Genomic DNA, 20,771 nt, shown 5'->3' with positions numbered 1-20,771 from the left:
ATTAAAAAACCACACGGTCAAGTGCAGTTTCAGCTGCCACTTGATCATCAAGATAGCAACCTTTTCGAAGCGCGGTGAGCAATGCACGATCGCCGTGCGGGTCAGATGGCTCGGCCCTTAGCCATTCGCCTAATAAATCAAGACCTCCAGCAGCGTATTCCTCGAATAGGACAGCAAGTTGCTCCTGATGCACCTCATCTTCGCGTAAGATGTCCTGATCACGAGTCGTAGCAAGCGCAAGGAGATAGGCAATATCCAACGCTTGATCGCTCCCCGCAAAAATACGTCCATCAACAAATACCTCCGTCGCTCCTACCAAATCGCGTCGTCGATTCTGTTCAAATCCAAGTAACGCAGCAAAACATGCGAACTCCCGATAGGTTGGGAAAATTGAGGTGCCGGTATGGGGATGAGGAACCTTGGCGAATTGATCGCAAAGATCACGATGACTATTCAATCGACGGATAGTTCGCATATCAAATTACTCGCTGAATACGGGTTCGGTTGCGATCTTGATTAAATAATGAACGCACATAAGTTTTCCCGTGAAGATCAATTGCATCATCACCTTTATTATCCCTAGGCCCCTTATTCTCGGAGATTAGTACATACTCCATTCCTACATGCGGGCGAAGGGCCTCTAAAACACTGTCAGATGTATGAGCACTCGAAAGAAGCAAAATAACCTGCCCAGCCATCTTTGGTATAAACTCAGCGGTCGCGTGCCTATACGAACGATCCAGATGCCCAATTGGTGCATCGAGAACGAGCGGTGCTACTGTTCCAGGTGAAAGAATGAAATGTTGTTTATTCAGCCTAGCCTTAGAGAAGCGAATGAGTGCCGCCGTAAATGCAAGACTCATCAACTGATTTTCACCGCCACTTTTTGGTACAGCTCCTTCAATATCAGCATGCAACAATGACATTGTGAAATCATCCGCGAACTCGAATCGGTAATCGCGCCTCGCTGTTCGCTGTAAAATGTGGTTAATCTCTGCTTCAATCTCCTTCCTCGCCTCTTCTTCGTACAACTGAAGAAGAGTCTTAAGCCGCTCCGCGGTGCTGAAAGCAAGCTTCCGCTTCTGCATAATGGCCCTAGCTTTCTCATTCTTTGCGACCTTGGTCTGAATCTCGACCTCAAGGAGGTTGATAGATTGAGCTCTTACTTTTATCGTATTCCGAAGAGACCCGACTTCAGTACTGCGATCTCTGATCCTTTTATCCAAGGTCACTCGAGCCAACTCTCGCTCGCGCACCTCATCGAGATTAAAGTCTTCAAGCTTACGACTTTCCTCCCCCACCCGTTGCTCCAGTGTTCGATACTTGTCGAGTAGATTGGCAAGGCGTTCTTGAATTACACCGAGCATTTTTGGTGCATTAGCAGCATTCTCTTTAAGACTAATCAGTCTTGTGCGCGCCCGAACCACTAGATTAAGCACTTCAGTGTTTCCAGCAGTCTGAAGAAGTGCTGCCACGGCAGCCCAGTTTTCACTAGCTGGCTTGAGATCACGACAACAGATGCAAGTTTCTTTCTCTAATAAACCCTGGATAAAATCTTCTCTGTATGGACTTGGCAAACGACCGCGAACCGACTCTTCATCAATAAAATCAAGCGTCTTTGACGTTAACTTTCTGCTAGTGACGGCGATTGCTTTAGCGCCAATCCAGTGCACCAGGTCAGCTCTAGCTGCGCCAATTTGAAGCTCAATTTCTGTCTTCTGCACCTCCAACTCATCGCGTAACAGCTGAATCTCTTTAGCTCCAGATGTCCGACGAAGAGCCTCCTCAATCAGGGCTTTCTGAGCAGCGGCCTCTTCGATTGACTTTTCATGGTCTTTTAGAGCGGCTTCATCGATCTCCTGTTCATCTTCGAGACGACTAAGGCGATCTCTTAAACTTTGCACCCCTGCCTCACCCTCAACATCGGAGACCAGACGCGTATATTGAGCCCCAACTGCTTTGAGATCACTAATTCCTCTCTCGGCGAGATCACAGCCAAGCATGCTTCGAATTGCAGCTCCTGTTCCCTGATTTTGTTCAGCAGCAAAGCTTTCAGCGTGCTCACCGTCGAAAAAAAAGTATTTAGCCATATCCTTAGGAATGACTGAATTAATAAAGGTTTCAGGCGCTGGTAGAGGAACCAGCGCACCATGCTCTACCTTCGAAACACCAAATATCGGTTCTCGAGCATTTTTTTCAAACCGCCGAGAAGCGCGAAATTGCTGACCGTTGAACTCGAACTCGATTTCGACTTTAGCGTGCTGCTCGCCCTCGCGCTCAGCTTCAAAATTGACAATTCTGTGACGCTGCTCAAAGCGCGGCGTTACTTCCCCGAACATTGCCCAGTAGACAGCATTCAGTAATGTAGTTTTGCCGACCCCATTTTCCGCATGGATCAGAGTCACATTTTGCTCGTCTCCGCACGCAAGCTTGAGGGTTTCCCGCCCATAAAACTGTCGAAAATTCCAAAGGTCGATCTCACTGATCTTCATTACTCGACCCTCGACAACGTCTCAATCACCTCACGTATCTTCCCGTGTTTCTCTGCCTTCACGTTGCGCAGTTCATGCCCGTACCGACGCTCGATCTCCATGACTTCGATGACGAGGCGCTCCACCAACTCTTCCCTATCTGCTTCCAACTCGGGTTGCGTCATATCAATTGCTCCTTGCGTTATTTTGAGTTCATAGCCTGATTACATCGCTCGAAGGCAGCTCTTCAACATGAGCCTAGTGCACTGCACACGATCCGTGTGACCTTATTAAAGTTGTCGGGAATGGACACATCGACAGGCAACGACCGCTCAGACGCTCATGAGGCTCATGAGGCTCATGAGGCTCACAAAGCGTCCGATTAAGCATCCACGCATCCACATCTGGAGACCGTTTTGATACGGTGAGAGCCAACTTGTGCCGCAATGGATCAAGCTGCCAATCGGGAATGCTCTGACCGCGGTTACCCTGGCTTAGGGACAGCAGACGCCGAGCCTTGATATCGCGATTGATCTGATCGCGGGATTTGCCTACCAGTGGCGAAGGTCAGCAGCGGTAAATTACTCGAAGCCTCAAACGTGGCCAGCACCTCGGCGTTTACGCGCTGGATGTCGGACATGTGGGGTCTATACGGTTTATCAGTCGTGATTGGAACGAATACGACAGGTGATTGGTGGCACGGAGGCCCAGCTTGCTGCTGGCTAACATCTTGGACGCTGGAGCGGTCGTAGTAGGAGCGCTAATGTTGTACATAATGGAATTTGCGTTCGCGTTTTCAAGCAAAGGGAGCGAAGCAGCCCCTCCAGACAAATCATGATTGTTGGCCGCGCTGAACTTGTCCGGATCGGTGTGAAATGCTGGACATCCACCCACACCTTTGGGTATCCGATTTCGTTCAGCGCCGTCGAGATTGTAGCCCTCATGCCATGGCGTGTGAGGTGGTCGGCGAACCCATTCGACGAAGCGCACCATTCAGGGTGTTCTCGCTAATACGCTTGGTCAGGTCACTTCGGTGCGCGAATAAATAACGTTGCGCGGGGGGGAGAACCCAGCCCAACAAGTGACACACTATTTCAAGCGCCTGACCGACAACGGGACAATATGGGGGAGCATGTTTTAGGGCCCGCTTCTCTACGTTGCGCAATTCCACCTGGAGTTGTTTCACCGCTCCCAGCGGTATGATTCATATCCGCTTCAGCGAAAATGCCTGCACCAGGGCAGCGACATCCAAAGAAGTCTTGACCTAAGCAGTCGCCGAAAAAGAGACAGTAATATGGGCATAAACCCGCTAGATGCTGCCTGGAACGCAGCGGACTTCCGCGGAAAATCTCACAAACGAAAAAAGGTCCAGAAGGTCCTTTTCTCTTTCTACATGGAAATCAGTGGAACTCCATGGAGCCACAATTGAAGTGGGAAACGAGGTTCGAACAGATGCCCCCCATATAAAGATTTTCATCGCGACAAACGGTCAAGTTTTTTCGTGGGGGTAAATGTGGGGGTATTTTTCAGACATGAAAAAGCCCAATCTTTTCAGATTGGGCTAAGTCATTGAAAAATATGGTCGGGACGGAGTGATTCGAACACTCGACCCCTAGCACCCCATTTCAGAGGATAGAGAAATATTTAAATTTTTTCTGCCGGCTGTGGTTGGCTTGTAAATAAAAAACCCGACACGAAGGCCGGGTTACCCACCCTCTCCGAGACGCAGCCCCCAAATGAGAGGGATGGAGAGCTGACAAGAGAGTGTGGGGGGCGAGATATTGCCAAATGGCGCTCTCCTGCGCAATAAAAAATCCGACTCAAGTGCAGCATATCGTGATCATTAGCCCGTAGAAATCAGATGCTGACCGTCATTTTTCGAGTTTTTCCCGATGCCTCAGGTGGCATGTGAAGTCCAGCCCTCCAGTGGCAACTCGAAGAACAACAAATGCCCATCAGAAGCACTCAACTGTAACGGTAACATCCTTTGCCACCGCTCGAAGTTAACACCTCAGCTTGAGCCCAGGGCTCTGCACACGAACCGCGTGGTCACGTCGAAATTATCCGGAGTGAGGAAATCAATTGTCGAACGACCTTTTAATCGCCACCCCCAACGAAGCATTACCGGTACGCTTACTTCATTGCGCCACGTTTTACTTTTAACCGATTAACATTCTCGCCGGCCTGATTCGCAAACTCGTGAGGGGTGACATGCTCCTGAAGATTGACCTCAAGGTACCGACTCCACCAGTTCATGATCAGCCTGCGCTCTTCAATGAACTCTGCCTTGTGAATGTAGGCGGCTCTAACGCTATTGCGCTCTCTATGACTCATTTGCCTTTCGATGGCCGTCTCAGACCACAGACCTGACTCGACCAGTGCGCTACAGGCCATTGAGCGGAATCCGTGACCACAGATCTCTGTCTTCGTGTCGTACCCCATCGTGCGCAACGCTTTGTTCACGGTGTTTTCTGACATCGGCTTCCAGGCCCTAGCATCACCGGCAAATACCAGGTCGAATGTGCCAGTGAGGGTATGGATCTTTTCAAGCACGGCCACAACTTGCGGCGATAAAGGCACAAGATGGACATCACCCGCCATTTTCGTCCCCCGCGTTGAATGGCGTACGTCCTCCAGCTCCGGCCGAGTATCCGGGATCTCCCATACGCCACGCTTGAGGTCGAACTCACACCAGCGAGCGAAACGTAATTCACTCGAGCGAACAAACACGTGAAGCGACAGAATGAGCGTTAGCCGGGTCAGCTCTCGGCCCTTGTAGGCATTGATTCGTGCCAGTAATTCAGGCAGGCGTGACAGGGGCAATGCAGGCCGATGGGAGACTCGCGGCGCTTTGATCAAGCCCTGAAGATCGTACGCAGGGTTTATCGGAATAAGACGAAGGCGTTTTGCCTCACGCATAATACTTTGCAGGTATCTTTGTACCCTTAAGGCGACGTCAATCGTTCCTCGCTTTCTGATCGCCTCCAAAGGTTGCATCAGATCATAAGTATCGAGATCAGCAATCGCGCGGGCACCGATAAACGGGAAAACATAGTTATTCAGACGGTTCAACACATTCTTGGAATGGTCGGGTGTCCATCTGGCCGACATGTTCTTGTGCCAGTCCAACGCAACGCTTTCAAAGGTACGGCCGTTGCCAGCAGCTTCCGTTTTGGCTTTACGCTTGCTCTCAACAGGATCAATGCCGTCTGCGAGCATCCGCTTCGCATCTAAACGCTTCTGGCGCGCATCGGCAAGGCCAATCACAGGATAGCTGCCGAGGGAGGTCAACCCCTCCCGGCCGTCAGGCTTTACGTACCTGAGACGCCAGCCTTTACGGCCATTGGGTTGGATTAGGAGATAGAGACCGTCGCCGTCGAAAAGCTTGTAGGGACGGTCTGTTGGCTTGGCTAAACGGCAAGCAGCGTCGGTAAGCGGAGCAGTTGTGCGCGACATAAGGGTACTATCCTTAATCGAACCAAAGACTACCCCTAACTTTACCCTCTAAATGACTGGATTCCAGAAGAATGGACAAGAATCCGACGGAATGCTAAAACGAAAAAACCCGCCAGAAGGCAGGTTTTTCAAGGCTTCCAAAGAACTTAAAAGCGCTCAGTGGAATGCAAGATGGTGCCCGAAGCCGGAATCGAACCGGCACGCCCTTACGAGCGGGGGATTTTAAGTCCCATGCGTCTACCAGTTTCGCCATTCGGGCGGTAGCGCGGTCAAGCAGCCTGAATTTCACCAGTCATTCCTGGCAGATCCGACGCTTGTGCAGCAGAGGTGGGAATATATACATCCCGACCGTGTGAAGCAAGTTCACAAGCCTCTTTTTCGAGACTAAATCTTGCAATCTTGCTGGTTAAATCTCTTGGCAAATCATGGATCTACGGCGCAATACTCGAGCAGCAGGTGCAGTCGCGCGCTGGCGAGGGAGACCTGCAACGGTTCCAATGCGTGCTCCACCCCCGGCTGATTCCGCCAAAAAGCACCGGCTGGCATAAATTGCACAGTGGCTGTTTATGAAACACCGATGTAGCACTTACCGCTCATTATTGAGGTATTGAGTTCTGAAGATTATTTTCTGGCGTCATTATTGAGTCGATCGTCCATTCGTCACCACTCCACAAACCGCCTTGCTCTTTCAAAGAGCGCTGCTAACGTGTTATCACGCCGCGCGATTTGGTTAAGCCGTCACCTGAAAATGGTAACTATCATTAGCCGCCATGTTGGCGTGTTGTCCATGGCAACTCGATGCTATGCACTGTTTAACGCTCGGCTTTTCGCATGTTTGCTTTGCACGTATTACGGCCAAGCGTATTTGTATTATTAGACTGCGCCAGCCATATCGCCTTCCCCTCTTATTCGACGCCACCTTCCGAGCCACACTGATCAGGGTCTCGCCATGAATTCCTCGCTGCAGGCTCCAACCGACAAGCTCGAAAGCGTTCAAATGCTGCGCGCTATCGCAGCACTCGCCGTGGTGTTTTTTCATATTCCTTTGTTTCGCAATGGCGACTGGGGCGTTGATATCTTTTTTGTCATCAGCGGTTTTATCATGGCCATGGTCACCGCTAAATCAGGCAGCCACTTTTTTATTAAAAGAATTATCCGTGTCGTTCCGTTGTATTGGCTCGGCACCTTCGGTGTATTCGCAGTTGCCTTGTTGTTGCCGAGCTTGCTCGACAACACTACAGCCGATGGCGTCGGGCTGCTTAAATCGCTGTTCTTCATTCCGTACCAGAAAGGCGAGTACGTTCAGCCGCTGTTGTACTTGGGCTGGACTCTGAACTACGAAATGTTCTTTTATGCCTTGTTCGCCATTTCCATGGCCATCAGCCACCGTTACCGCCTGCTTATTTGCTCGGCCCTGCTTCTGGCATTGGTGGTGGCGGGCCACCTGGTGGCGTTTGACGCGCTAGTGGCCCAGTTCTACACCCAGCAGATCCTCGCCGAGTTCGTCCTTGGCATGGGCTGCTACGCTTTCTACGCCCGCACCGCCCCGTGGCGTGCCGACGGCACGACTAACGCCGCGCGCACTGTGCTCATCCTGATCGGCCTGGTGGCTCTGGTGTACATGCCCTTTGCCGTCGACTTGACCCACTGGCTGGGACGCGGGCTCGCCTGGGGTATCCCGGCTGCAGTTGTATTTCTCACACTGGTGCACGGGTTGTCGGGGCTGAATTTGCCTGGGTGGGTGGTATTGATCGGCGATGCCAGTTACTCCCTGTATCTGTTCCACCCGTACGTACTGAAGGTCTTCAACAAGGTGTTCCATGTTTTCGACGAGCCTGGCGCCCTCGCCTATCTGATGACGCCCGTAAGCATCGTTCTGTGCTGCATCGTGGCAATCGGTATTTACCGCTTGGTGGAGCTTCCAATGACCCACTGGCTGCGGGTCATGTTCCTCGACAGAAGGAAGCTGCCCAGCCAGCCGCCGGTCTTGCCCATGGGGGCGGCGAGTCATAAGAGCGGCGTGGAAGGCTGATACGCTCAACCACCGCACTTTCCCGAAGCAAAAAAAAACCCGTAACTCACTGAGTTACGGGTTTTTTAATAGTGGAGGCCGAGGTCGGAATCGAACCGGCGTAGGTGGATTTGCAATCCACTGCATAACCATTTTGCTACTCGGCCTCAAAACATTTGGTGTCGTGTAGCGCAACATCAAATGTGTACAAACTTGGAGCGGGAAACGAGACTCGAACTCGCGACCCCGACCTTGGCAAGGTCGTGCTCTACCAACTGAGCTATTCCCGCGTCTTGGTGTGGCGCATTCTATAGAATCCAGAAGCCCCGTCAACCCCTTGATTCAAAAAAGTTTTATTTCTTTTCAACCTCGGTCTTCAGATGTGGCCAGGCAGCCCGCAGGTACTGGACCATCGACCACAAAGTCAGGCCGGCAGATACCAGCAACAGCGCGTAACCCACCAGCACCCAGAAGGTGAAATCCGATGGATTGGCCAGCAGGATCACCAGCGCGAGCATTTGCGCGGCGGTTTTCCACTTGCCCAGGTTCGACACCGCCACATGTGCGCGGGCGCCGAGTTCAGCCATCCACTCGCGCAATGCCGAAACGACAATTTCACGACCGATAATCACGGCCGCCGGCAGCGTGAGCCACAGGTTGCCATGCTCTTGCACCAGCAGCACCAGCGCGACGGCAACCATCAGCTTGTCGGCCACGGGATCGAGAAACGCCCCGAACGGTGTGCTTTGCTCCAGACGGCGGGCCAGATACCCGTCCAGCCAGTCCGTCGCGGCGGCAAATGCGAACACCGACGCGGAGGCCATATAGCTCCACTGGTAAGGCAGGTAGAACAGCAAAATAAAGATCGGGATGAGCAGGACGCGTAGAACGGTAATCAGATTAGGGATATTCATCGGCACAACTGGCTACGAGGTGAGGTGGCATTCTACTCGCTGTGCAGATTTGCATAAATCAACTCTGCGAGCTTTTTACTGATTCCGGGTGCTTTGGCGATCTCTTCGATGCTGGCACGAGACAGCTCCTGCAATCCACCAAAATGTTTCAACAAATCACGACGACGGGTTGGCCCGACTCCGGCTACGCCTTCCAGCGTAGATGTCCGACGGGTTTTACCACGTCGGGCACGGTGACCGGTAATGGCAAACCGGTGGGCTTCGTCACGAATCTGCTGGATAAGGTGCAGCGCGGGTGAATCGCCGCGCAGGGTGAACTCATGGGCCGCATCGTTGAGGTACAGGGTTTCAAACCCGGCCTTGCGGGTTGCGCCCTTGGCCACGCCCAACAGGATGAGGTCGGGCACCGCCAGTTCGTTGAGCACGTCCCTGGCCATGGAGAGCTGGCCCTTGCCCCCGTCCACCAGCAGAATGTCCGGCAGCTTGCCGTCCCCGTCCTTCAGCTTGCTGAAGCGCCGGGTCAGGGCCTGGTGCATGGCCGCGTAGTCATCGCCTGCAGTCACGCCTTCAATGTTGTAGCGTCGGTAGTCGGACTTGATCGGCCCTTCGGGGCCGAACACCACGCAAGACGCCACGGTCGCTTCGCCACTGGAGTGGCTGATGTCGTAGCACTCCAGGCGTTGCGGCGGCTCGTCCAGGTTCAGTACTTCTGCCAAGGCATCGAAACGTGCTGCAACATGTTGCCGATTGGCCAGCCGTGCGCCCAGGGCCTGTTCGGCGTTGGTGACCGCCAATTGCTGCCAGCGTGCTCGGGTGCCACGCACCCGATGACTGATGGACAACTCACGACCACGCAGCTCTTCAATGGCGGCGATCAATGTCGGAAAGTCTTCGTGAACCACGTTGACGATCAATTCGCTGGGCAAGTCGCGCTCGGGACTGCTGATGAAGTAGTGCCCGAGAAAAGCCGCCATGACTTCTGAAACGTCTTCGTCGATACCCACCTGCGGAAAGAAATTCTTGCTGCCCAGGACCCGGCCTCCGCGCACGCTGATCAGGTGCACGCAAGCACCGCCCGGGTTGACGAACGCGGCGATGACGTCCACGTCACCGGTCCCGCCTTCCATGCTCTGCTGGTCCTGAACACGGCGCAGCAGGGAGATCTGGTCGCGCAGCTCAGCGGCGCGCTCGAATTCCAGATTGATCGCGGCTTCTTCCATGCCCGCGGACAATTCATCGGTCAACGCATTGCTGCGCCCCTCCAGGAACATGACCGAGTGCCTGACGTCTTCGGCATACACTTCGGGCTCCACCAGGCCGACACACGGCGCCTTGCAGCGCTTGATCTGGTACTGCAGGCACGGTCGCGTACGGTTCTTGTAGTAGCTGTCTTCACACTGGCGAACAAAAAAGGTCTTCTGCAGCAGGCTCAGGCTTTCGCGGATGGCGCCGGCACTGGGGTAAGGACCGAAGTATTTGCCCTTGGCCTTTTTTGCGCCGCGATGAATGCTGAGCCTTGGAAACTGGCCATCCGAAAGGAACACATACGGATAGGACTTATCGTCGCGCATCAGGATGTTGTAGGGCGGTCGCCATTCCTTGATCAACGTCTGCTCGAGCAACAGCGCCTCGGTTTCGTTGGCCGTGATGGTCGTCTCGACCTGGGCAATACGCGCGACCAGCGCGGCCGTCTTTGGTGCGAGCCCCGACTTGCGAAAGTAGCTCGACAGCCGACTCTTGAGGTTCTTGGCTTTGCCGACGTAGAGCAGGCGCGCATCGCTGTCGAACATGCGATAGACACCGGGGCGCCCACTGACCGTGGACAGAAAAGCGCTGGGATCGAAAGTTTCAGTCATTTCAGAGGCTGGCATCGACCATGCCGTGACGAACCGCCAACAGCGTCAGCTCGACGTCACTGCTGATCGAAAGCTTTTCGAAAATGCGGTATCGGTAGGTGTTGACGGTTTTCGGGGACAGGCACAATTTATCGGAGATGATCTGCACCTTCTGGCACCCGACAATCATCAGCGCAATCTGGATTTCCCGCTCGGACAAGGCGTCGAACGGTGAATCGCTGGTGGGCTGGAACGATTTGATCGCCAGTTGCTGGGCAATTTGCGGACTGATGTAGCGCTGCCCGGCAAACACCAGGCGGATGGCCTGGACCATTTCCGGCAGCCCGGCACCCTTGGTCAGGTACCCCGCCGCCCCGGCCTGCAACAACCGGGTAGGAAACGGATCTTCCTCGCACACGGTCACCGCGACCACCTTGATGTCGGGATGGCTGCGCAACAGCTTGCGCGTGGCTTCCAGGCCGCCGATACCGGGCATCTTGACGTCCATGAGGACCACATCGGGCTTCAACTCGCGCGCCTTGAGCAGGGACTCTTCCCCTGACTCGGCCTGGCCGACTACCTGCAGGCCATCGATGTCAGCCAGCATTCGTGTAATGCCTGTACGAACAAGATCATGGTCATCGACTACTAGCACCCTAATCAAGCAGACACCTCACGCAATGGTCTTGTTGGTTGCCGGACACCTTAGCAAAAAGCGACTCCCAGACCTAGCGCCAAGCGCCAACTAAAAAGTTTCAATACGTCTTGGGAGGATTGTCGCCTGCGCGTTTCAGCGAATCCTGAGGCGGCGCGCAATTTCTGATTGAAACCGCCTGCCCGCCTCTAGTAAGCTCCGGGCATCCATCGGAGACAGACCATGTTCAACACCCTTTCACAGCTTCGCACCACCAGCGCCCTGCGCTCGGTTGCGGCTGCCCGGGTGAATGACACGTGCGCTCCGGTCAGCTTTTATTTTGGGTATTGGTTTAGCCACTGGCGCGCCTGATACCCACACGGCGCCCACTTGAAACGGGTCGCCACCAGAGATTTCTCAACCCCCGGTCGGCCTCCCGACCGGGGGTTTTGTTTTTTCAGCTCCATACATTTTTAGCGTCACTCCAGACACCACGAGGGTTACCCAATGAACTACGCCACTTATTACCGTTACGACACTTTTACCGCCTGGCGATTTACCAGCCTCCGCTCGGGACAGCCTGCCGCCTCCGATCGGTCACCCACAGGTGGCAAGCACACACACGCAGCCAATCCGGCTAATTGTCGAACACCCCAGTAGGGCCGAGCGCGCGGGAACGAACCCGCCCCTCGTCCAGGAAGCCTGAATATGAACTCGTCCGTCTCCGCCATGCCGCTGTCCACCCTGAGCCCTGCCAACGAAGCGCTGACCCTGCGCCTGCCAAGCTCGTTGCAACTCAAGCAGCAATTGCCCCTCAGCCACACCCTGACGCAGCAAGTCGCCGCCCATCGCGATGCGGTCCGGGCGATCCTCAACGGTGAAGACTCCCGTTTGCTGGTGATCGTCGGTCCCTGCTCGATCCACGACCCGCAATCAGCCCTCGAATACGCCGCGAACCTTGCACGTCTCGCCACGGAAGTCAGTGACGAGATGCTGCTGGTCATGCGCGCCTACGTCGAAAAACCCCGTACGACCGTTGGCTGGAAAGGCCTGGCCTACGATCCGGAACTCGATGGCAGCGACGACATGGCCGGCGGCCTGGCGCTGTCGCGGGAATTGATGCGCGAAATGCTTCGGCTCGGTTTGCCGGTCGCCACCGAGTTGCTGCAACCGATGGCGGCTGGCTACTTCGAAGACCTGCTGAGTTGGGTGGCCATAGGCGCGCGGACCACTGAGTCGCAGATACACCGGGAAATGGCCAGCGGCCTGAGCATGCCGGTCGGTTTCAAGAACGGCACCGATGGCGGCGTCGGCGTCGCCAGCGACGCGATGCGCTCAGCCGCCCACCCGCACCGCCATTTCGGCGTTGACAGCCAGGGGCACCCGGCAATCATCCAGACCCCGGGCAATCCGGACACTCATCTGGTGTTGCGCGGGGGCCATAGCGGCCCGAATTACGATCGCGCCAGCGTGGCCCAGGTGAACAGTGACCTCAGTCGCTTGAGTATCCCGACCCGGATCATGGTCGACTGCAGCCACGCCAACAGCGCAAAGGATCCGGTACGGCAACCGGCGGTGTTCAATGATGTGCTCGAACAACGCCTGCAAGGCGACCGCTCGCTGATTGGCATGATGATCGAGAGCCATTTATTCGAAGGCTGCCAGCCACTGGGCGCGGTCCTACGTTATGGCGTCTCGGTCACGGATGGGTGCCTGGGTTGGAGTGCAACCGAGCAATTGCTGCGCGAGGCGGCGCAAAAGCTGCGTAGGCGCTGAGTAGGAGCTGTCGAGTGAAACGAGGCTGCGATCTTTTGATCCTGCCTCTTTCATGCCTACACACCCATTTTCGCCGTAACGAATCTGACCACCGCTCCGAACTGGCGGATTGCCTGCGCAAGACCGCCTCATAGAAACGATGGAACTTTGAGAAGAATTGGGCCACTGAATCCGGTAGGCTCACCACTTTACTGAACATTGATTGGAGTTTTTCCCATGCCTAAAGCTACTGCCCGTCACATCCTCGTTGCCAGCGAAGCCAAGTGCAACGAACTGAAAACCCAGATCGAGGGCGGCGCAGACTTCGCCGAAGTCGCCAAAGCCAACTCCACTTGCCCTTCCAGCCGCCAGGGTGGCGACCTCGGTTCGTTCGGCCCGGGCCAGATGGTCAAGGAATTTGACACTGTAGTGTTCAGCGCACCGATCAACACGGTGCAAGGCCCGGTCAAGACCCAGTTTGGCTATCACCTGCTGGAAGTGACCAGCCGCCAGGACTGATCAGTCCGCGCAGCTTTCACCACGACGGCCCGCCCTTTGGTGGGCCGTCGTGTATGGGACGATCAATTCGGCTGGCGAGGGATGCGCCGCTAGCGTACAAATTACGGTTATCGACCGCCCGGCTCTAAGGCTGACAATGCGACTGGCTTTCCCTACTGTGTTATTCACTGCCGTGGCCCTGTTGTTTGGCGCCGCCGGTGTGAATGCAGCACCGCAACATGCGCTGACCGTATACGGCGAACCGGCCAAGTATCCTGCCGGCTTCAGCCACTTTGCCTACACCAATCCCCTGGCCCCAAAAGGCGGCACCTTGCGCCGTTCGGCGGTCGAGATCGGTCACTTCGATCACATGCTGCCCTACATTGACAAAGGCATCGGTGTCACGCAGATCGACGGCATGCTCTACTCGCCCCTGGCCCAGCGCTCGATGGACGAGCCCTACACCGTGTATGGCCTGGTGGCGCAACAAATGGAACGCTCGGATGACGGCCTGTCCCTGCGCTTCTACCTGAACCCGAAAGCGCGTTTCGCCGATGGCACGCCCATCACTGCCGAAGACGTGCGCTATACCTTCGACCTGCTGATGACCCAGGGCAGCCTGCGCTATCGCAGCCAGTTCGCCGACGTCAAAGGGGTGGAGATCGAATCGCCGCTGACGGTTCGGTTCGATTTCAAGAGTAACGAGAACCGCACCCTGCCCCTGGACATCGCTACCCTGCCGGTGTTTCCCGAGCACTGGTGGAAGACTCGCGACTTCGCGGGTGGTGGCGGCTACGAGGCACCCCTGGGCAGTGGCCCCTACAGGGCCGGCAAAGTCGATGCCGGGCGCAGCATCACGTTCGAACGCAACCCCGACTGGTGGGGCAAGGACTTGCCGGTGAGCCGTGGGCTGTACAATTTCGACCATTTCAGCATCGAGTATTTTGGTGATACCGACGTGGCGCGGCAGGTGCTGCGCGGCGGCGCCTATGACTACAACCGCGAGTTCTCCGCCACGGGTTACTCCATTGGTTATGACAGCCCCGCCCTGCGCGACGGCCGCTTGCAAAAAGCCCACCTGGCGACCCAGGCACCGCAACCGAGCCAGGGTTTCGTGTTCAATTTGCAAAACCCGATGTTCCAGGATCGGCGCACCCGCCAGGCACTGGCCATGCTCTGGGATTTCGAATGGAGCAACCGGCAGATGATGCGCAACCTGTACATACGCCAGCAGAGCTTCTTTTCCAACACCGAACTCGCCGCCCGGCATCTGCCGGACGCTGCGGAACTGGCGATACTCGAGCCATTGCGCGGGCAGATACCCGACGAGGTGTTCACCCAGGTGTTCGAAGCGCCGAAAACCGATGGCAGCGGGGTCATCCGCGACAAACAGCTGCAGGCCCTGGCGCTGCTTGAGCAGGCCGGCTGGAAACCCGAGGGCGATCAACTGGTGAATGCCGAAGGCAAGCCGCTGAGCTTCACCTTCCTGGTCAGCCAGAACGGCATTGACCGCTTGCTGCTGCCTTACAAGCGCACGCTGAAGCAGATCGGCATCGACCTGAACATCCGCCGCATCGATGCCTCCCAGTACGTCAACCGTCTCATGAGCCGTGACTACGACATGATCGTCACCGGATACCCGGTCACTACGTCGCCCGGTGGCGAGCTGCTCAACTATTTCGGCTCGGCCTCGGCCAACGACCCGGGCGCCAACAACTACATGGTGCTCAAGAACCCTGCGGTGGACAGTTTGGTGAGCGGCCTGATACGCGCCTCGACCAAGGCCGACATGCTGCGCTACGCCCACGCCCTGGACCGGGTACTGCAATGGAACTACTACTGGATTCCCAACTACTATCCGCCGGGCACTTCCACCGTCTGGTGGAACCGTTTCGGCATGCCCAACGAGCAGGCGAGCAATGACGAAGCCATCGAAAGCTGGTGGGAAATGAGCACCACGCCCCTGACCAACCAACAGATGACCGCCGAGCGCATCAGCCGCAGCAAACCCGGAGGGCCGCATTGATGTGGGCTTATACGTTACGGCGTCTGCTGCTGATCATTCCAACCCTGGTGATCATTCTGCTGGTCAACTTCGTCATCGTTCAGGCCGCACCTGGCGGCCCGGTCGAACAGGCCATTGCGCACCTGCAAGGCATCGGCGGCGCGAGTGTCGGCGGCGGTTCCGGCGATGCACCGTCGGGCAGTTCCCGGGCCAGTCGCGGGTTAGACCCGCAATTGATCAAGGAAATTGAAAAACAGTACGGTTTCGACAAACCGGCCCATGAGCGGCTATGGCTGATGCTCACCAGCTATGCACGACTGGACTTCGGCAAGAGCTTTTTCCGCGGCGCCACGGTCACCGACCTGATCCTGGAAAAGATGCCGGTGACCATTTCCCTGGGCCTCTGGGCCACGCTCATCACCTACCTGGTGTCGATCCCGCTGGGCATCCGCAAGGCGGTGCACCACGGCAGCCCATTCGATATCTGGAGCAGCACCGCGATCATCATCGGCTATGCGATGCCGGCGTTCCTGTTCGCGATGTTCCTGATCGTCATGTTCGCCGGTGGCACCTCACTGAACTGGTTTCCGGTGCGGGGCCTGGTCTCGGACAACTTCGAATCGCTGTCCACCGTGGGCAAGATCGCCGACTACTTCTGGCACCTGGTGCTACCGGTCACGGCGCTGGTCATTGGCGGGTTCGCCACCCTGACCATCCTGACCAAAAACTCCTTTCTCAACGAAATCACCCGCCAATACGTGGTCACCGCACGCGCCAAGGGCATGAGCGAACGCCGGGTGCTGTACGGCCATGTGTTTCGCAACGCCATGTTGCTGGTGGTTTCGGGCATTCCCCAGGCGTTCATCAGCGTGTTCTTCGCCGGCTCATTGCTGATCGAGGTGATCTTCTCCCTTGATGGTCTGGGCCGCATGAGTTACGAAGCCGCCGTCTCGAGGGACTACCCGGTGGTCTTCGGCTCCCTGTTCATCTTCACGCTGTTTGGCCTGCTGATTAAACTGATTGGCGACCTCTGCTACACCCTGGTCGACCCGCGTATCGACTTCGCCGCGAGGAACGCTTGATGTTCAAGCTCTCGCCGTTGGGTCGTCGGCGCTTCGAACGCTTTCGCAAAAATCGTCGCGGCTGGTGGTCGTTATGGCTGTTCATCGGTCTGTTCCTGCTGACCCTGGGCGGCGAACTGATCGCCAATGACAAACCGCTGGTGGTCAGCTACCAGGGCGAACTGTATTTCCCGGCCTTCAAGCGCCACACCGAACAGGAGTTCGGTGGGCAACTGCCGTTCCAGGCTGATTACCGCAGCGACTATGTGCAGCAGCTGATTGAAAAAGATGGCGGCTGGATGCTGTTCCCGCCCATTCCCTTCAGCGCGGACACCCCTAACTACGACCTGAGCAAACCCGCCCCCAGCCCGCCTTCGAGCGAGAACTGGCTGGGCACTGACGACCAGGCTCGCGATGTGTTGGCCCGGGTGATTTTCGGTGCGCGGGTGTCGATTCTGTTCGCCTTGATGTTGACCGTGGTCAGTGCGTTCATCGGCATTGCCGCCGGCGCCTTGCAAGGTTATTACGGCGGTTGGGTCGACTTGCTCGGTCAGCGCTTGCTGGAGGTGTGGTCCGGGTTGCCGGTGCTGTACCTGCTGATCATTCTCTCGGGGTTCGTCGAGCCCAATTTCTGGTGGCTGCTGGGGATCATGGCGCTGTTCTCCTGGCTGGCCCTGGTGGACGTGGTGCGTGCCGAGTTCCTGCGCGGGCGCAACCTGGAATACGTCAAGGCTGCGCGAGCGCTGGGGCTGACCGATCGAAAGGTGATCGTGCGGCACATCTTGCCTAACGCCATGAATGCGACATTGAGCTATCTGCCGTTTATCCTGACCGGCGCCATCTCAACACTGACGGCCCTGGACTTCCTCGGTTTTGGCATGCCCGCCGGGAGTGCATCCCTGGGCGAACTGATTGGCCAGGGCAAACAGAACCTGCAGGCACCCTGGCTTGGGCTGACGGCGTTTTTCACCCTGGCACTGATTCTTTCCTTGCTGGTTTTTATCGGTGAGGCATTGCGCGATGCTTTTGATCCGCGATCTTGAATGACGGACCGTTGATATGAGTAACCTGATCGAAATCCGTGACCTCTGCGTGGCCTTCAGCGGCCAGACTGTGGTGCGCAATCTGTGCCTGGACATTCGCCCCGGCGAATGCCTGGCACTGGTAGGCGAGTCCGGCTCCGGCAAATCGGTGACCGCGCATTCGATCCTGCAACTGCTGCCCGAGACCGGCACCGAGACCACCGGCAGCATCCGCTATCATGGCAAAGAGCTGCTCGGCGCCGACCCCAAGGTGCTGCGCGAATTGCGCGGCAACCGGATCGCGATGATCTTCCAGGAGCCGATGACGTCGCTCAATCCCCTGCACAGCATCGAGAAGCAGATCGGCGAAACGCTCCTGCTGCACAAGGGCCTGACCGGCAAACCGGCCCAGGCACGCATCCTCGAGCTGCTGCACCTGGTGGGCATTCAAAAACCTGCGGAGCGGCTCAAGGCCTACCCGCATCAACTGTCCGGGGGGCAACGGCAAAGGGTGATGATCGCCATGGCCCTGGCCTGCGAACCGCAACTGCTGATCGCTGACGAGCCCACCACCGCGCTCGACGTCACGGTGCAGCGCAAGATTCTGCTACTGCTCAAATCCCTGCAGCAGCGCCTGGGCATGTCCCTGTTGCTGATCAGCCACGATTTGAACCTGGTGCGCAGCATCGCCCAGCGCGTGTGCGTGATGAAGGCTGGGGAGATCGTCGAACAGGCGCCCTGCGAAACCCTGTTCAACGAACCGAAACACCCCTACAGCTGCGTCTTGTTGAATGCCGAGCCGGAAGGCGAAGCATTGCCCCGGGACGAGCGCGAGAATGTGCTGGAAGTCGATGACTTGAACGTCAAGTTCCTGCTCGGTACCGGGCTGTTCCAGCGCAAGACCTACCTGCATGCCGTCGATGGCATCAGCCTGAACATTCAACGGGGCAAGACCCTGGGCATTGTCGGCGAGTCCGGTTCGGGCAAGTCGACATTGGGCCAGGCGATCCTGCGCCTGCTCGACTCAGAAGGCAGCATCCGCTTTCAGGGCGCGGCGCTGGACGGTCTCACGCAAAAACAGCTAAGGCCGTGGCGCAAGAAAATGCAGGTGGTGTTCCAGGACCCCTTCGGCAGCCTGAGCCCTCGTATGTCGGTGGCGCAGATCATCAGCGAAGGGCTCGAAGTGCATAGCCAACTGAGCGCTGATGAATGCCAGGCCGAGGTGATCCGGGCGCTGGAAGAAGTCGGCCTGGACCCGCAAAGCCGCCATCGTTATCCCCACGAGTTCTCAGGCGGCCAGCGCCAACGTATCGCCATTGCCCGGGCGCTGGTGCTGAAGCCGGCGCTGATCCTGCTGGACGAGCCGACCTCGGCACTGGATCGTACCGTGCAAAAACAAGTGGTCGCCCTGCTGCGTCAGCTCCAGGAAAAACATGGCCTGACTTACCTGTTCATCAGCCACGACCTGGCCGTCGTTCGCGCGCTGGCCCACGATATGATCGTGATCAAGGACGGCAAGGTGGTGGAGCGCGGGGCCAGCCATGAGGTGTTCGATTCGCCGCAGCATCCGTATACCAAGGAGTTGCTGGCAGCGGCGTTGCTTGGCGTGCCGGCATCATGAACACCACCGAAAGTCTCAAGGACTACCAGCGCGTGCGCCTGCTGGCGATCCGCTCGCTGTTCGAGATTATCGAGCAATCGAGCGAAGGCACGGTCATCGTCGACCGCGATGCCAACATCGTCTGGATGAACGAGCGCTACGCCCGCCGCTTTGGCCTGGAATCGGCTGAAGTGGCGATTGGCAAGCCATGCGAAAGCGTCATCCCCGGCAGTCTGCTGCGCGAGGTGGTGCGCACTGGCCGGCCGATCCTGCTCGATATGCAGGACACCCCCAAGGAGCCGCTGGTGGTCATGCGCCTGCCGATCCATGACGACACCGGTGTGGTGATCGGAGCGATCGGCTTTGCGCTGTTCGACGAGTTACGCAGCCTCTCGCCCATGCTCAAGCGCTACATGAGCATGCAAGAGGAGCTGGCCTCGACCCGCTCGCTGCTGCGGGCACGCCAGAGCAAATACAACTTTGCCCACTTTATCGGCACCAGTACCGCGACTCTCGAAGTCAAGCGCCGTGCACGACGCGGTGCCAGCGCCGATTCTCCGGTGTTACTGCTCGGCGAAACCGGCACCGGCAAGGAGCTACTTGCCCAGGCGATCCACGGCGCATCACCCCGGGCCCACAAAGCCTTTGTCAGCATCAACAGCGCGGCCATCCCCGAAGCACTGCTGGAAGCCGAGTTCTTCGGCACCGCACCCGGTGCGTTCACCGGCGCAGATCGCAAGGGTCGCATCGGCAAGCTGCAATTGGCGCAAGGAGGCACGCTGTTCCTCGACGAGATAGGCGATATGCCCCTGCCCTTGCAGAGCAAGTTGCTGCGCGTGCTTCAGGAGAAGGAGTTCGAGCCAGTGGGCTCCAACGAAATGATCCAGAGCGACGTGCGCGTCATCGCGGCGACTTCCACGGATCTGGAAGCGGCGATCAAGCGCGGCGAGTTTCGTGCCGACCTGTATTACCGCCTCAATGTCTTGCCGATCCATGTGCCGCCGTTGCGTGATCGCCCAGGCGACCTGCCAGCCCTGAGCGAGGCGATCCTTGAAGAGCTGCGCAGCCAGCATGAACTCAACCACGAGGCCCTGGCGCTGTTGGCGCAACACGCCTGGCCGGGCAACATTCGCGAACTGCGCAATGTGCTGGAGCGGGCGGCATTGCTCAGTGATGATCTGATCCTCGATGCCGAGGAAATACGGGCGGCAATCGGCACGTTGACCCCGGTGGAGCGGGCGGCGCCACCGGTGATCGTGACAGCCGCGCATGAGACGTTCAGCCAGGCGCGGGAGCGTTTTGATCGACAACTGATTGAATCAGCCCTGGCGCAATGTAGCGGCAAGGTCATTGATGCGGCGGTGCTGCTGGGGTTGGGGCGGTCGACGTTGTACAAGAAGATGGTCGCTTTGGGGATTGCAGAGTCTCACTTATGAGACATTAGTCTCTATGGGTAGATAGGCCCTCACCGCGGGCAAGTCTCGCTCCCACAGGTGCGAGGCCTAACTC

At 57.0% G+C, this 20,771-nt stretch carries 15 protein-coding genes and 3 tRNA genes; 8 read left to right on the top strand and 10 right to left on the bottom strand.

Going from position 1 to position 20,771, the window contains the following annotated elements; genetic code table 11:
• Position 1: 1 nt before the first annotated feature.
• The 5 genes from HYI44_RS16680 to HYI44_RS16655 all read right to left on the bottom strand — a co-directional run bounded on the left by HYI44_RS16680 (position 2) and on the right by HYI44_RS16655 (position 6,186).
• Complete coding sequence (locus tag HYI44_RS16680; RefSeq protein ID WP_225569939.1) at positions 2-475, bottom strand: hypothetical protein; 474 nt, start codon at positions 473-475, stop codon at positions 2-4.
• A 1-nt stretch (position 476) separates the two neighbouring features.
• Complete coding sequence (locus HYI44_RS16675; protein WP_225569938.1) at positions 477-2,492, bottom strand: AAA family ATPase; 2,016 nt, start codon at positions 2,490-2,492, stop codon at positions 477-479.
• Positions 2,492-2,656 carry a hypothetical protein gene (locus HYI44_RS16670; protein ID WP_225569937.1) on the bottom strand — a complete coding sequence of 55 codons (165 nt, stop codon included), beginning with the start codon at positions 2,654-2,656 and terminating at the stop codon, positions 2,492-2,494. The genes HYI44_RS16675 and HYI44_RS16670 overlap by 1 nt, the downstream gene beginning before the upstream one ends.
• Positions 2,657-4,604: 1,948 nt before the next feature.
• Positions 4,605-5,927, bottom strand: coding sequence for a tyrosine-type recombinase/integrase (locus HYI44_RS16660; protein ID WP_225569936.1), 1,323 nt, complete (start codon positions 5,925-5,927; stop codon positions 4,605-4,607).
• A 172-nt stretch (positions 5,928-6,099) separates the two neighbouring features.
• A tRNA-Leu gene (locus HYI44_RS16655) sits at positions 6,100-6,186 on the bottom strand.
• A gap of 690 nt (positions 6,187-6,876) precedes the next feature.
• On the opposite strand from HYI44_RS16655, the gene HYI44_RS16650 reads away from it, so the two are divergent.
• Positions 6,877-7,959 carry an acyltransferase family protein gene (locus tag HYI44_RS16650; RefSeq protein ID WP_225569935.1) on the top strand — a complete coding sequence of 361 codons (1,083 nt, stop codon included), beginning with the start codon at positions 6,877-6,879 and terminating at the stop codon, positions 7,957-7,959.
• A gap of 72 nt (positions 7,960-8,031) precedes the next feature.
• Here the strand turns inward: HYI44_RS16650 and HYI44_RS16645 are convergent.
• From HYI44_RS16645 to uvrY, 5 genes are all read right to left on the bottom strand, one after another.
• Positions 8,032-8,105, bottom strand: a tRNA-Cys gene (locus tag HYI44_RS16645).
• A gap of 47 nt (positions 8,106-8,152) precedes the next feature.
• Positions 8,153-8,228 (bottom strand) — tRNA-Gly (locus tag HYI44_RS16640).
• Positions 8,229-8,291: 63 nt separating this feature from the next.
• Positions 8,292-8,852: a CDP-diacylglycerol--glycerol-3-phosphate 3-phosphatidyltransferase gene (gene pgsA / locus HYI44_RS16635; protein WP_122840618.1), complete on the bottom strand. Its 561-nt coding sequence runs from the start codon at positions 8,850-8,852 to the stop codon at positions 8,292-8,294.
• A gap of 32 nt (positions 8,853-8,884) precedes the next feature.
• The gene (gene uvrC / locus HYI44_RS16630) at positions 8,885-10,708 is read right to left on the bottom strand and encodes an excinuclease ABC subunit UvrC (protein WP_122840693.1); all 1,824 of its coding nucleotides are present in this window, start codon (positions 10,706-10,708) and stop codon (positions 8,885-8,887) included.
• A gap of 1 nt (position 10,709) precedes the next feature.
• A complete protein-coding gene (gene uvrY, locus HYI44_RS16625) occupies positions 10,710-11,351 on the bottom strand; it encodes a UvrY/SirA/GacA family response regulator transcription factor (protein WP_082069126.1) in 642 nt (213 codons plus the stop codon).
• Between the two features lie 678 nt (positions 11,352-12,029).
• On the opposite strand from uvrY, the gene HYI44_RS16620 reads away from it, so the two are divergent.
• From HYI44_RS16620 to HYI44_RS16590, 7 genes are all read left to right on the top strand, one after another.
• Positions 12,030-13,097: a 3-deoxy-7-phosphoheptulonate synthase gene (locus HYI44_RS16620; protein ID WP_225569934.1), complete on the top strand. Its 1,068-nt coding sequence runs from the start codon at positions 12,030-12,032 to the stop codon at positions 13,095-13,097.
• A 216-nt stretch (positions 13,098-13,313) separates the two neighbouring features.
• The gene (locus HYI44_RS16615; RefSeq protein ID WP_045058291.1) at positions 13,314-13,595 is read left to right on the top strand and encodes a peptidylprolyl isomerase; all 282 of its coding nucleotides are present in this window, start codon (positions 13,314-13,316) and stop codon (positions 13,593-13,595) included.
• Between the two features lie 136 nt (positions 13,596-13,731).
• Positions 13,732-15,600 carry an extracellular solute-binding protein gene (locus HYI44_RS16610; RefSeq protein WP_225569933.1) on the top strand — a complete coding sequence of 623 codons (1,869 nt, stop codon included), beginning with the start codon at positions 13,732-13,734 and terminating at the stop codon, positions 15,598-15,600.
• Entirely contained in the window at positions 15,600-16,661 is a 1,062-nt protein-coding gene (locus tag HYI44_RS16605; protein ID WP_225569932.1) for a microcin C ABC transporter permease YejB, read from the top strand. The genes HYI44_RS16610 and HYI44_RS16605 overlap by 1 nt, the downstream gene beginning before the upstream one ends.
• Positions 16,661-17,683: an ABC transporter permease gene (locus HYI44_RS16600; protein ID WP_225569931.1), complete on the top strand. Its 1,023-nt coding sequence runs from the start codon at positions 16,661-16,663 to the stop codon at positions 17,681-17,683. The genes HYI44_RS16605 and HYI44_RS16600 overlap by 1 nt, the downstream gene beginning before the upstream one ends.
• Positions 17,684-17,699: 16 nt before the next feature.
• Positions 17,700-19,283: an ABC transporter ATP-binding protein gene (locus HYI44_RS16595; protein WP_122840623.1), complete on the top strand. Its 1,584-nt coding sequence runs from the start codon at positions 17,700-17,702 to the stop codon at positions 19,281-19,283.
• Positions 19,280-20,698 (top strand): sigma-54 interaction domain-containing protein, encoded by a 1,419-nt coding sequence (locus HYI44_RS16590; protein WP_122840624.1) that lies wholly within the window; start codon positions 19,280-19,282, stop codon positions 20,696-20,698. The genes HYI44_RS16595 and HYI44_RS16590 overlap by 4 nt, the downstream gene beginning before the upstream one ends.
• Positions 20,699-20,771 lie beyond the last annotated feature (73 nt).

Source organism: Pseudomonas sp. Y24-6 (assembly GCF_020295325.1).
GTDB lineage: Bacteria > Pseudomonadota > Gammaproteobacteria > Pseudomonadales > Pseudomonadaceae > Aquipseudomonas > Aquipseudomonas gregormendelii.
This window is presented reverse-complemented; position numbering and strand designations above follow the sequence as displayed.